Here is a 14394-nt window from a genome sequence, read left to right on the forward strand (position 1 = left end):
TTTTTAGCTTTAATTATAGTGAGAATGACTCTCCGCAACCACAAGTTCTGCTTGCATTTGGATTATTGAAAACAAACCCTTTTCCGTTTAATCCGCCCGAAAATTCAAGAATTGTTCCGGCTAAATAAAGAAATGATTTTTTTTCAACTGCAATTTGTATGTCGTTATCTACGAAAATTTTGTCATCATCACCCTTAGTTTTGTCAAATTTTAAATCATAAGACAAACCAGAGCATCCGCCGCTTTTTACACCTACTCTAACATAGTCGTGTGCAGCGTCAAAACCATCATCTGTCATTAAGTCGATGATTTTCTTTTTGGCTGTATCAGAAACTTTTATCATTGTTTTTTAGTATTTATCTTTTCAACATTCCTTTAATTAATCTTTAAAAAGTAATTAAATTAGTACATTTTAAAGTGCTGTATGTCAATGCAGAAATGAAATTATCTGCAAAGATACGACTTAAAAACCTTTTTCCATAGCGGTTCACATTATTATAACAAATGAGAAAATAGATATTACTTATTTTGTTAAATAGACCTTGGAAACAGCTCCGATTAAAAAAACTTCTTTTTTTAGAATTAAAGCTGCAAATATCGTTCGTAAATGTTAAAAAACAAGTATTTCTACTGATTATAGTCGTTTTTTATTCAATATTTTTGCAGAAAAATTATAAGTAATTATGAATAAACAAAATGAAATTAAGTGGTTTAAGCCCTTGTTTGCTTTAATTTTTGTTTTAGGAATAGGTGCTGTAGCTTTAGTTTTTAGTAATGAGAATGATGCGATTGAAAGTGAAGCTGGAAATAAAAGTATAGTAAATACAATTTCATCTGAAAGTAGAGAAACAAGCGAACAAAAAGATATTTTAGATTCTTTGAATGTATTGAAAGAAGCGTATGATCAGGCTATTTTAGAAAAAACAGCTTTGTCTAAAGAATTAGAATTGGAGCGCAGAAATGTAGAAAGTTTAATGGAAATCATTAAAGTTTCACAAAATCCGTCTGCAGATCAAATTCGAATTTATAGAAATCAGCTTTTTGGTCTGAAATCTTCATTGGAAAGTAAAGTGACGGAGATTAAAAAATTGAAATCGCAGAATAAAAATTTATTGACAGAAATTGAAAGTCAGAACGTGGTCATGTATCAGCAAAAGGCAGAAAATGATACTTTGATTTCTAAACAAAAGAAATTAGAATCGACTTTAAAAGATGCTTCAAGGCTTTATTTGAGCAATTTTAAAGCTGTTGCGCTTCGCGAAAAAAGCTCAGGAGCAGAATTTGAAACTACAAAGGCAAAGAATACCAAAAAGCTTAAAATTAGTTTTACAGTCAACGGAAATGCGGTTGCAAAAACAGGAAGACGAGTTTTTTATGTTCAGGTTTTGGATCAGAAAAACACGGTTTTAGGAGACAATAGATTGATTGAATTTGGGAATGATAAAGCGCTGGTTTATAGTTTTATTGTTAGCGCCGATTTTCAAGGAAAATCGTTAAATGCTTACGGAATTCTAAATGCAGATCAGTTTAAGAAAGGAACTTACTTTGTGAATTATTTTGATAAGCAGGAAATAATGGGCAGCACTTCTGTCACATTAGAATAATCAGAACGTTTTTAACCTTTAATTTTTAGCAAAAGGAGATTGAATTTTCTAGCTTTGTTGTTTTAGAAAATCATTCTCATGAAACTTTACCCAATAGAATCTGGAAATTTTAAGTTAGACGGAGGCGCTATGTTTGGCGTTGTTCCGAAAACGATTTGGAACAAAACCAATCCTGCCGATGCTAATAATTTAATCGATATTGCTGCACGCTGTTTATTAATTGAAGATGGAAATCGTCTTATTTTGATTGACACGGGAATGGGCGATAAACAATCAGAAAAATTCTTTGGCTATTATTCGCTTTGGGGTTCGCATTCGTTAGATAAATCTTTGGCGAAATATGGTTTTAACCGAGATGATATCACAGATGTTTTTATGACGCATCTTCATTTTGACCATTGCGGCGGAAGCGTTCAGTGGAATTCAGATAAAACGGGTTACGAGCCCGCGTTTAAAAATGCTAAATTCTGGACAAATGAAAATCATTGGGAATGGGCAACAAAACCAAATGCACGAGAAAAAGCTTCTTTCTTAGCAGAAAATATATTGCCAATGCAGGAAAGCGGACAACTAAATTTTATAGAAAGACCTGAATCTGTTTTTGGTTTCTCAAAAGAACTAGGTTTTGATATTTATTACGTTGACGGGCATACGGAAAAACAAATGATTCCGTACATCAAATATCAAGATAAAACAATTGTATTTTGTGCCGATTTGCTGGCTACAGCTGGACATATTCCGCTTCCGTATGTTATGGGCTACGATACAAGGCCATTGTTGACTATGCCTGAGAAATCTAAATTTTTGAATGTAGCAGCAGATCAGAATCATTATTTGTTTCTAGAACACGATGCGCACAATCAGATTATAACGGTCGAACATACCGAAAAAGGCGTTCGATTGAAGGATGTTTTTACTTGCAAAGAGATTCTTTAATCATAATACTCAAAATATAAAAAATCCCATTTTCATTCAGTTGAAAATGGGATTTTTTGGTTATTGAATGATGATTATTCTACTATAACTTTTTTAGCAGAAGCGGCATCTCCGTTAATTAAATAAACGTAATAAACTCCTTTAGGCAAGCCAGACAAATCGATCGTATTATCTGTGTTTGCATTATTTAAAATGAAAGATTTTACTAATTGTCCTAACGAATTGTAAACTGTTGCTTTGTCTAAAGAAATATTAGTGATGTTTACCACTCCTTTCGTTGGGTTTGGATAAACTACAGTTTGATTAAGAGTAGATTCATCCACACCTAGACTTTTACAAGTATTAGAATAAGAAGTAGTCGATTCTTTGATGTTTGACCAATTTGCATTTGAATAATTCTCATCATCAACTTGTATACAGCTTAGAGAGGTAAGCCCTAAGAAACTAGTGTAAACCCCTGCAGCAGCTTGTCTTGTTGTTGGAGAAGACAATACAAAATTTCTATTATTGCCGTTTCGAAGATTTAAATAAACCAAAGGATTATTCACTACGTATACAATTGTTAGCTTAGTATTTTTAGATAAATCTAATGTTGTAAGCTGATTTGAAGAAGCATCAAGTGTTTCTAAAAGTAAATTGTTACTTACGTCTAGAGAGGTAATTTGGTTATTACTTATGTTTAAGGTTGTCAATGAAGTAAAGTATTCAATTCCTGTTAGATCTTTGATATTGCTATTTGAAAGGTCTATGCTTGTTATCGAACTTGCATCTGCAATTGTGATTTTTCCATTAAGACCATCAGTATCGATTCCTAGATCAATTAACTTTTGCTCAAAATTAGTGTCTGGAAGTGCTACGTATTCTGGTGTACAGGTAGTATTGTAAGTTGCCCAGGAATCTTTAGCGTTCATCCAGTTTTTATTTGAATAAGCCACATCATCAACTTGAATACAGGTTAAATTCGGGTTGTTTTTTAGATTATCAACCATAGTTGTATTGACAAAATTGATATTGTTTCCATTTTTTAAATTAAGACTAATTAATTGATTGTAAGCGCATTTTATATAATCTAAAGAAGTGTTTTTTGAAATATCAAGAGTCGTTAATAGATTAGAATTACAATTCAAACCACTTAATAAAGGATTATTAGAAGTATCTAAATGTGTAATTTTATTAGAATCACATTCAATTCTGACCAGATTAGTATTTGTCGAAGTATTTAAAGCTGTTAGTTTATTACTGTTACACTGTAAGCCACTCAGTAAAGTATTCTTAGAGATATCTAATTCTGTTAATTGATTATGATCACAAAGTAAAGTTTCAAGAGCTGTATTATGAGAAAGATCAAGGGTAGTTAATAAATTAGAACTACAGTTTAAGTTCCGTAAAGCAGTATTTTTTGAAATGTTTAAATCGGTTATCTTACTTCCTGGAAAATACAAAAATTCTAAAGCTGTATTTTTAGAAACATCTATAGTGGTTATTTGGTTGTCGTAAAAATAGAGACTTCTTAAAGCCGTATTTTTAGAAACATCTAAATCTGTTAACTTATTATTACCCAGAGATAAACTTTCTAAATTAATATTGTTAGAAACATCAATGCTAGTAACTTGATTATCATCGCAATGAAGGGTTTCTAGAGAGATGAAATCTTGAATTCCAGACAAACTGCTAATAGATTGTGGAGTAATAAACAATTCAGTTAAAGAAGATACTTTTGAGGTAAGAACTTTTCCATCGGGAGATCCTGAATCAATTCCTTTGGTAATTAGAAATTTTTCAAAATTCAGATCGGGAATTAAAGTATATTTTTCACAGTATATATTAAAGTTTGCAATAGGATCTTTTTTAGTAGACCAGTTTGCATTGGCATAAGCCACATCATCGACCTGTATACAATTTAAATTTGGATTTTGTATAAAACTCACATCAGTGAGTAGTGTATTTGACCCATTTTTAATATTTAAATAAGTTAGTTTGTTATTCTGGCAGTGTAAACGGGTTAATGCCTTATTTTTGGAAACATCTAAAGTTGTAAGTTGTCCATTTCCACAAAACAATTCCTTAAGCCCTGTATTAGCAGAAATATCAAGAGTTGAAATATTGGTGTCCTCACACAGTAGAGAATTTAGTTTAACATTCTTAGAAATGTTCAGGTTACTTAATTGATTCGCTGAACAAGCTAAAGACGTTAGTTCTGGAAGCATGGAAACATCTATAGATGTCAGCTTATTGTGATAACAATTTAAATAAAATAAAGCTGTATTATTAGAAATATCAAGAGATGTCAGTTGATTGAATCCGCAATCTAAATATTGCAAAATTTTGTTCTGTGAAACATCTAAAGTTGCTAGTTTATTAGTATTACATCCAAACCAATATAAATGCAAATTCTTAGTTACATCTAAATTTGTTATTTGATTACCCGTACATAGCAATGATTGAAGTTCCACCATATTAGATACATCCAGGGTTGTAATATGATTATAAATACAATCTAATGAAGTTAAACCTGTATTTGCTGACACATCTAAGGTAGTTAAATCATTATATCTGCAATTTAATTCTTTCAGAAGTTTGTTATTGGAAATATTAAGGCTCAAAAGTTTGTTGTTTCCACAATTCAATTTATTCAACGAAGTAAAATCTTGAATTCCTGTTAAATCTGAAATTAAACTTGCCGAAACATCTAATGAAGTAAGTGATGAAATTTTAGAAGTCAACACTTTTCCATCCGCTACTCCAGAATCAATTCCTAATGCTATTAATTTGTTTTCAAAATTCACATCTGGAATGTAAGTGTATAGATTTGAAGTTACACAATCGGTATTAAAGTTTGCAATAGGATCTTTTTTAGTAGACCAGTTTGCATTAGAAAAAGTAGCATCATCAACTTGAATACAGCTTAGATTTGGATTGTTTTTAAGATTTAGATATAGTAATTGGAAGTTAATATTGTTTCCATTTTTCAAATTCAAACTCGTTAATTGATTGGAATTAGCATACAAACCAATTGCAGATGGATGCATACTTATATCCAAAGTTGTTAACTGATTTTTTGAACAGTTTATTAATTCTAAAGATTTGTTTTTGCTTACATCCAAATCTTTTAATTGATTAGACTGACAATATAGCTCTTTAAGAGCAGTTAGGTTAGAAACATCTAAAGCTTTAATCTGGTTTTCACGGCAATCCAGAAGAGTCAGAGCAGTATTATTGCTTACATCTAAACTGGTTAATTGACTAGTATTACATCCTAAAAATGTTAAAGCAGTATTTGAGCTTACATCTAAAGTAGTATATTGGTTTGAACCCGAATCTAATTTCGTTAAAGCTGTATTTATTTTAACATCTAAAGAAGTTAATTTATTTGAGTAACAAATTAATTCAGTCAAAGCAGTATTATTGCTTACATCTAAAGCGGCTATCTGGTTGTTATTACAATTTAAAACAATCAAAGCGGTATTTTTATTTACGTTTAACGCTTTCAGACTATTCTGGCTACAATTTAAATTGGTTAAAGATACAAAGTCTTGTATTCCTCTTAAATCTGCAATATTACTATTGCTAACGTCTAAGGATGTTACGGTATTAATATTAGACGTCGGGACTTTTCCATCAATTATACCAGAATCCAATCTCAAGTTAATCAATTTTTGCTCAAAATTCGGATCTGAAATTAAAGTATAAGAAGGTTGCTCACCAGGGGTATACAAAGCTAAAATTTCTTCTGGAGTCAAAACACGATTCCAGATGCCTATATCATCGATTTCTCCTTTAAAATACTCATTAGTTGTATCTCCTGAAATTCGTTTTCCTATTCTAAAAAGATTGTTTGTAGTATTTAAGGCAGCATTTTTTTCTGAAACAAATACACCATTTACATATAATGATAATTTGGCTCCGTTATAGGTAAGTGTAAAAAAATACCAGTCATTACTTAAATAATTAAAGTTGTTTACATAAAAATCATCGCCGATGGCATTTGGTCCGGTTGAAGTTTCAAGATAACCTTTCGAGTAAACAGTAAGTCCAAATCTTTGTAATCTTGATAACGCGCCATAATTAAAAATACATACATCTCCATTTTCACCTGGATTTGGAGTATTTGTTTTAAACCAGCCAGAAATTGTTCTTGCAGAATTATCTTGAGGAATATTGGCAATAGTAGCATCAATATAACTGCTGGCTCCATCAAAACTATAGGCGCTATTGCTATTTCCAAATCTATCAGTTGTTAAAACAGCACCTGTAACAGATCCATTTAATCTATTTCCGCTGGTGTCATTTGCATTTCCGCTAAAAGGGTAATACGCAATTAAGCCATTTGTTGGTATTTGATCTCCAACTATAGTTGTCTCAACGGTTACATCAATTACAGCTCTAGCACTCTCACAGCCAAAATCTGCTTGAGAAACATAATATTTGCTTGTTTTTAGTGGAGCAGATAAATCTAAAGGAATTCCTCCCGTATCAACATTAAAAAACTTAAGATTATTTCCGCCCACTCTTAAATTGGCAACAATTGCGGTATTATTGAATGTTTGAACAGCTGGGAGTGGCGTTGGTGGCGGCGTATAGCTTGGGTCAATGGTTGCAATCATTTGAACCGTACATCCATTGACATCTCTTACCATTATATTATAATTCCCTGCTGGTAAATTGCTAAAAATATTTGATTCTTGAAAAATTCCAGGCTCTAAAATGGAATATTGATAAGGTTTTGTTCCTCCAGAAGCATTAATTGTTATGTTTCCATTATTGCTTACATTGCTACAGTCGGCGTTTTGAACAACAACGGTAAAATTAAGAGACTCTATTGGTTGCGAAATGTCGAAACTTTTTGTGATTGATAATGAAGTAGCATCTGTTATTGTGCAAGTGTAAATTCCAGCTTTTAAGTCTGTAATAGACGCTGTTGTTTTTCCGTTAGACCATAAATAAGTATATGGAGCTGTTCCACCGTTAACTGATATTATAGATGCAGTCCCAGAATTATACCCAAAACAGGTTAGATTGGTTGAATTTGTTGTTACTGCTAATGTCCCTGGACAAGCCAAAAGTGTTGACACATTTTTATTAGCAAACGTGCCTTCTCCTAATTGTCCTTCAGCGTTTTGACCTGTAGTCCAAATAGAGTTGTTTGAATCTAGAACGACACTATGGAAATAACCAACAGTTACAGACTCATAATTGCTTGACGATCCTATTTGCACAGGAGCCATAATATTCGTATTTGCACCATTTCCTAATTCTCCGTCTAAATTGAATCCCCAACCCCACAGAGAGCCATTGGTTTTAATAGCAATAGTATGATTTCCACCACAATTAATAGTTTTCCAATCTGTAGAAGTTCCTATTCTTGTTGGAACATAGAAATCTGATCTGGAGCCACTACCTAAATTTCCATACGCGCTTTCTCCCCAGCCCCATAAGCTTCCATCTGTTTTTATAGCCATAGTATGGGCTACACCAGCGGAAATGGTTTTCCAATCGTTTGATGTTCCAATTTTCTTTGGAAGAAGGACGTCAGTAGTAGTGTTATCTCCTAATTTACCAGATGAATTTGATCCCCATGCCCATAGTGTTCCGTCTTTTTTAATAGCGACACTGTAGCCAGAACCTGTTTCAATTTTTTGCCAGTCATTAGCTGTGCCTATTTGAGTAGGAGTATTTTTATCGGTAGTGGTGCCATCACCTAGCTGTCCTTTATAATTGTTTCCCCAACCCCATAAAGTACCATCTGCTTTTAAAGCAATGCAAAAACCATCTGCTACAGAAATCGCTGTCCAGTCAGTTGCAGTTCCTATTTGAATAGGTGTACTGCTGTTTGTTCTTGTGCCGTCACAGAGTTGTCCGTAAAAGTTATCTCCCCAACCCCATAAAGTTCCATTTGTTTTTAATGCAACAGTAAAAGATTGTCCTGCCGACGCTGTTTTCCAATCGTTGTCTGTTCCTATTTTGGTAGGTACATTTGTTCTTGTAAAACTGCCAATACCTAATTGTCCTCTTCCATTACTTCCCCAAGACCAAATAGTACCATCTGTTGTTATGGCAACATTGTAATCAGTTCCAGAAGCTACTGATTTCCAGCATTGGGCATCTATTTGATTAAAAGAAAGAATTAAAATTAAAAGTAAAATTTTCCTCATAGAGTTAAATATTTGGGGTTAATTAATTGCGAGATGAATTTAAATTGAAAATGTGTCAAAAAACAGGATACAAGTAATTTTATTTTCATAGGTTCAGTTTTGGATTTAGTCAATGCAATTATACAATTTTAAAAAGATTTTTCTTTACGGAAAGACGTAATGCATACTGTAGAACCATCTACTAGAAAAAAATCCCATTTTCAACTGAATGAAAATGGGATTTTTTGGGTTTTAACTAATTGTAATTTTTAAGTCTAGTTGGTCTTGAATTTCCAAACCTGACCTATGGTTTCACCACCTTTATTGTCTTTTACAACAATTCTCCAGTAATATTGAGTAGTCGATTGAAGCGCAACTTCAAATGATTTTGAACTTGCATTCTCACTTACTTTTGCCGTTGGCGGATTTGCCGTTCCAAAATAAACGTCATAAGTAAGAATGTCAGCAGTATCAACATCAAAAGCATTCCACGATAAATTTGCAGATGCAGTGCCAACTGTTGCGTTTGATGTTGGAGCAATAAACTCTGGTGCAAAAGGTAAATGATTCACAACAGCTGTACCGGCAGTATAAAACTTAAAAGTAGACGAATAAGCACTAGCTAGTCCTTTAGCGTCTGTTGCTTTTACTCTCCAGTAATAAGCAGTGTTTTTCTCTAATGCCAAAGCACTTGTAGAAAGAGACGAATTGTCAAGGGTATTTATAATTTGAGCAAATCCGTTATCTTTTGCGATTTGGATTTGATATACAATAGCATCTTTTTGTTCATCAGTCGAAGCATTCCACTGAAAAGAAACATTGTTATCCAAGCATAATTTATTGTCTGCTGGAGTTGTTAACACAGGTACAGTAGGCGCAGTATTTGCTGCTGGAGGAGTAACTGGGTCGTCTCCGCCTCCGCTTCCACAGGCCGCAAATACTAAACAGATTATTGAAAGGTATATAGAATTCTTCATTTTTTAATTTTTTATGATTTTAATGTATTCCGGAGTTTCTAAATTGATTTTAGCAGCATAAATTCCTGAAGGTAATTTTTCAAGATTTAAAATAGCTTTTCCGCTTTCAATGTTATAAGTTCCTTGAGAAACTAATTGACCTCCAAAATTGTATAATTCAATTGCAACTTCAGTTTTAGTGCTTGGAATTTCGATTTCGATAATACCAGAAGTGGGGTTCGGGTAAGCTGCAAGAGTAGTTCCTAATTCATAAGAAGTAACTTTTTTAGCATACACACCTTCACAAGCTTTTGCAGTTGCTACTTCAACCAATCCAGCTTTATCCAAAGCAACGGTGAAATTAGCATCTGTTGTCTGGAATTGTTCTGTGCCATCAACAAATACTGTAAATGGAGCAGTTCCTTCCGTAATTTCAACTTCTACATTTTTAGCGCTTACATTAGATTTTCCTGTAATAGTTGCCCCTTTTTGAATAGTTACATTAAAAATTTGTTCGAAAATCATTTCTGGAATTGTAATCTTAATTTTATAAACTCCTGGAGTCAATGCGGCAACTTTTAAGCTGTTATTTGTAAAAGTGTAAGCTTTGTCGTTAATCGTCGCATTGTAGGCAAATGAAGCTTTTCCAACAATATTGATTTCACCATTGTTTTCTCCTAAACAAGATTCTCCTTTGGTTTCTACAGTAAAGTTGTTTGCTGGTAAATTGATTTCTCCCGTGCATTCGGTATTATAAGTTGCAAATGAATCTTTTTTATTTGACCAGTTTGCGTTGGCATAATCTACATCATCAACAAGAATACAATATAGTTTTAGATTGGATGCAAATGATAAATTAGCAGCATTCATTAAAGAATTTACGCCGTTTTTAAGATTTAAACTTGTCAATTGAGTGCTGAGTAGTTTAAGATTACGTAAAGCTTTATGATTTGAAAGATCTAATGTTGTTATTCCATTATAAGATAAATCTAGCGTAGTTAAAGCTGTGTTTTTAGAAATATCTATACTAGAAATTTTATTGTAGTAAGCTGATAAATTAGTTAAATATTGATTATTGCTCACATTTAAAGATGTTATAACATTAAAATCTACATTTAGTCTAGTAAGAGATGTATTTTTGCTTAAGTCTAAGGTTGTTAATTGATTTGATTGTGCAAGCAAGGTATTTAAAGAAACGAAATCCTGAATACCTGTTAAATTTGTAATTGAACTCGAAGACACATCCAATTCAGTTACATACAAAATACTTGCAGTTGCTACTTTTCCATTTTCTCCGTCCTTATCAATCCCTAAAGCAATCAGCTTAGCCTCAAATTTACTATCAGGAATAGAAGTAAAATAGTCGCAATTTGAACTGTAGTTTGCTGTTGCATCCTTGTAATTCTTCCAGTTTGTATTAGCATAATCTGCATTATCAACCTGAATGCATGTTAGATCCGGATTATTGGTAAAGTTTTTTACATTTGGTCCGCTTGTAGATGCATTGTTGCCATTTTTCAAATTTAATGAAATCAATTTGTTGTCAGAACAAATAATTTCTGTCAAACTTGAATTTTTAGAAAAATCAAGTGTTTTGAGCAAGTTGTTGTTGCAATAAATAGCTTGAAGTAAAACGTTGCTAATTAAGTTTAAAGTTGTTAATTGATTTTGAGCAACATTTAGACTAACCAAATTTTGATTTTTTGTAAGATCAATTTTAGTTAAATTATTTTTTTCAGCATCAAGAGATTCCAAACTAGTAAAACCTTGTATTCCAGTTAAGTCGTTAATTTGACTCTCAGAAAGATCTAAAGATGTTACTCCAGAAATATTAGCAGTAAGTACTTTTCCATTTTTTCCATCGGTGTCTAAGCCAAGGTCTATTAATTTTTGTTCAAAAGCAATGTCGGGAATTGCAGTATAAAAAGAGCAATCTGTGTTGAAACTTGCAGCAGCACTTTTTTTAGCACTCCAGTTTGCATTTGCATAAGCAACATCATCAACCTGAATACAACTTAGATTTGGATTATTATCTATATCTAAATATGTCATTTGAGTATTATTTCCGTTTTTTAAATTAGCAGATTTTAAATTATTGCTTCCTGCGCTTAAATGAACTAAAGCAGTATTTTTAGAAAGATCTAAATCTGTAATTTTATTGGTATTAGCATGTAATTTTGTTAAAGCTTTGTTATTAGAAACATCAAGAGTGTTTATTGAATTATAAGCGCAATCTATAGATGTTAAAGCCGTATTTTTAGAGATATTCAGATTTGATATCTTATTTAAATACACATTAATACTAGTTAAATTAATGTTTTTAGTGACATTAAGACTAGTAAGTTGATTTGCAGAGCCCACAAAATCTGTTAAAGCAATATTTTGACTTAAATCAATATCAGTTAAGCTATTGGTATTCACATATAGCTTAATTAATTTAGGGTTCTTAGATACATTTATACTGCTTAATTTATTTGCCGAACAATCTAAATAAGTTAACGCATCGTTTTCAGAAACATTAATATTTGTTGCTAAATTACTGTTACAAGAAATTATGCTTAAAGCTTTATTGGCGCTAAAATCAATTGTTGTAAGTTTATTTTTGTCGACAGAAATACGCTCTAGAGCCTGATTTTTTGAGATATTAAGTGCTGTTAAATTATTATTAGTAAGAGTTAATATTTTTAAATTTACAAGAGCAGACAAATCTATTGAACTCAAATTGTTTGAAGAACAGTTTACTTCGGTTAACTGTGTGTTTTTACTAAGATTGATATCTTTCACATTTATTTTGCTGCAGTACAATCTTTTTAAGTTAGTAAAAACTTCTAATCCTGTGAGGTCTGTAATAGGAGCATCATCAATGTTTAAATACTCAGCGTTAGCTATTTTTTTTGTTAACACTTTACCATCCTGTACCATGTCTAATCCGTTGTAGATTAGTTTTTTTTCAAATTCTACATCAGGAATAAGAGTATATTCTGGTTCAGAACAAGTTAAAGTAAAATCAACAGATTTGTCTTTTCCCGTGCTCCAGTTTGTATTAGCATAATCGACATCATCAACCGTAATGCAATATAGACTAGTGTTTTCAGTTGCAATAAGGTTGCCTTTTTTGATTAGAGTGTTTTGCCCGTTTTTTAAGTTTAATTCTGTTAATGATCTATTTGATCTAGCATTTACATATGTTAAAGCGGCATTTTTGCTAAGGTCTAATTTGGTTAACTGATTCTCATAAATGTATAATGTTTGTAATTTAACATTACTCGACAAGTCGATATTTGTCAGTGCATTAGAATAGCAATATAATTCTTTCAGCTCAGTCAATTTAGAAAGATCTACGCTTTTAATTTTATTATCTCCGAAAAGCAATTGAGTTAATTTTGTATTTTGAGAAACATTTAAATTTTCAATATTGCTCCTTTCACAACGGAAAAAAGTTAAATTAACGTTTTTAGAAAGATCTACAGTAGGCGTATTGTTGTACATATTTACAAAATATGTTAACGAAACAAAATCTTGAAGACCAGTTAAGTCAGTAATTGAACTCGATGATACATCTAAATTGGTGAGTTTATTAATTTTACTAGTAGGAACTTTACCATCTGGCACACCCGAATCTATACCTAAAGCAATTAATTTCTTTTCAAAATTGATATCAGGAATAGATGTGCTCGGAACTTCTATACTGCAATCGGTGTTATAAACAGCCGCGGCATCTTTTAGATTTGCCCAGTTTGCCGTTGCAGTAACTTCATTATCAACCTGAATACAGCTTAAGTTTGAATTGTTTTTAAAAGTAGAAGTAGTAGTTAAAATGGTGTTTTTTCCATTTTTTAAATTTAAACTTTTTAATTGATTCGAACTGCAGTCTACAAATGTAAGCGCAATATTGTTTGAAAGATCCAATGTCTTCAAACTATTTCCTTGACAATTTAATAACTGTAAAGATTTATTTTCTGAAAGATCTAAACTAGTTAAATTGCTGAAATTACAGTTTAAAAATGTCAAATAAGGATTCTTAAAAAGATTTAGCCCATTTGTAAAATCATTTGCAGAACAGTTAAGGCTATTTAGATTAATATTGTTTGCAAGATTTAAAGCTTTAAGCTTGTTATCATAGCAGTTTACAGTTCTTATGTAAGTAATTGCCGATATATCTAAAGCAGTTAGTAAATTACTAGCACAATTTAAATTATCTAAAGACGTATTTTTCGAAAGATTTAAGCTTGTTATTTTGTTAGAAAAACAATTTAGAACTGTAAGTGATGTATTTTGAGAAACATCAAGAGAAGTTAAATTGTTAAAAGAACAAATTAACTGGGTCAATGCTTTGAAGTCTTGAATACCAGTTAAGTCGCTAATGTTTAATCCGTTTACATTTAATGTTTTTATGGCAGAAATGTTTGCGGTTAAAACCTGTCCGTCAGGAGTTCCTGAATCGTATTTTTCATTAATTAAGAATTTCTCGAAATTAGGATCGGGAATCTTAGTGTATTGTTGGGCATAAATAGAAAAATTTGCCAGTAACAGCAATAAGAGTAGTTTTGCTTTCATAGAAAAAGTTTAGAATTAGGTCGCGCAAGTGTAAGTCAATTAAATGGATAAACCTTACGGGAAGACGTAACGACTGTATTATTTGTTGATTTTTTTACAGTTTAAAAAGAAATAATTCACTCAAAGTATATTTGCGATTATTAATCTTACAACATTCATTTGGCATTTTAATGTTTGTAAATATTATAGTTTAAGCATTTTGCGTCAAAA

The 14394-nt window shown here is 31.8% G+C and carries 6 protein-coding genes; 2 read left to right on the top strand and 4 right to left on the bottom strand.

What is annotated here, in order from left to right; genetic code table 11:
* Positions 1–13: 13 nt before the first annotated feature.
* Positions 14–343, bottom strand: coding sequence for an iron-sulfur cluster assembly accessory protein (locus Q9Q97_RS03175; RefSeq protein WP_026727150.1), 330 nt, complete (start codon positions 341–343; stop codon positions 14–16).
* Between the two features lie 340 nt (positions 344–683).
* Between Q9Q97_RS03175 and Q9Q97_RS03180 the strand changes: the two genes are divergently transcribed.
* Positions 684–1604, top strand: coding sequence for a hypothetical protein (locus tag Q9Q97_RS03180; protein WP_306154503.1), 921 nt, complete (start codon positions 684–686; stop codon positions 1602–1604).
* Positions 1605–1682: 78 nt separating this feature from the next.
* Entirely contained in the window at positions 1683–2540 is an 858-nt protein-coding gene (locus Q9Q97_RS03185; protein ID WP_306154505.1) for an MBL fold metallo-hydrolase, read from the top strand.
* A 74-nt stretch (positions 2541–2614) separates the two neighbouring features.
* Here Q9Q97_RS03185 and Q9Q97_RS03190 read toward each other — a convergent pair whose 3' ends face one another.
* The 3 genes from Q9Q97_RS03190 to Q9Q97_RS03200 all read right to left on the bottom strand — a co-directional run bounded on the left by Q9Q97_RS03190 (position 2615) and on the right by Q9Q97_RS03200 (position 14184).
* The gene (locus tag Q9Q97_RS03190; protein WP_306154507.1) at positions 2615–8692 is read right to left on the bottom strand and encodes a leucine-rich repeat domain-containing protein; all 6078 of its coding nucleotides are present in this window, start codon (positions 8690–8692) and stop codon (positions 2615–2617) included.
* Between the two features lie 254 nt (positions 8693–8946).
* On the bottom strand, positions 8947–9648 hold the full coding sequence (locus Q9Q97_RS03195; protein ID WP_306154509.1) for a hypothetical protein: 702 nt from the start codon (positions 9646–9648) through the stop codon (positions 8947–8949).
* A gap of 3 nt (positions 9649–9651) precedes the next feature.
* Entirely contained in the window at positions 9652–14184 is a 4533-nt protein-coding gene (locus tag Q9Q97_RS03200) for a T9SS type A sorting domain-containing protein (protein WP_306154511.1), read from the bottom strand.
* Positions 14185–14394 lie beyond the last annotated feature (210 nt).

Source organism: Flavobacterium sp. DG2-3 (assembly GCF_030730925.1).
Taxonomy (GTDB): Bacteria; Bacteroidota; Bacteroidia; order Flavobacteriales; family Flavobacteriaceae; genus Flavobacterium.

Bases quoted from the DNA above. Each gene is read 5' to 3' on its own strand.
- Q9Q97_RS03175 (WP_026727150.1), bottom strand. From the start codon at position 343: ATGATAAAAGTTTCTGATACAGCCAAAAAGAAAATCATCGACTTAATG.
- Q9Q97_RS03180 (WP_306154503.1), top strand. From the start codon at position 684: ATGAATAAACAAAATGAAATTAAGTGGTTTAAGCCCTTGTTTGCTTTA.
- Q9Q97_RS03185 (WP_306154505.1), top strand. From the start codon at position 1,683: ATGAAACTTTACCCAATAGAATCTGGAAATTTTAAGTTAGACGGAGGC.
- Q9Q97_RS03190 (WP_306154507.1), bottom strand. From the start codon at position 8,692: ATGAGGAAAATTTTACTTTTAATTTTAATTCTTTCTTTTAATCAAATA.
- Q9Q97_RS03195 (WP_306154509.1), bottom strand. From the start codon at position 9,648: ATGAAGAATTCTATATACCTTTCAATAATCTGTTTAGTATTTGCGGCC.
- Q9Q97_RS03200 (WP_306154511.1), bottom strand. From the start codon at position 14,184: ATGAAAGCAAAACTACTCTTATTGCTGTTACTGGCAAATTTTTCTATT.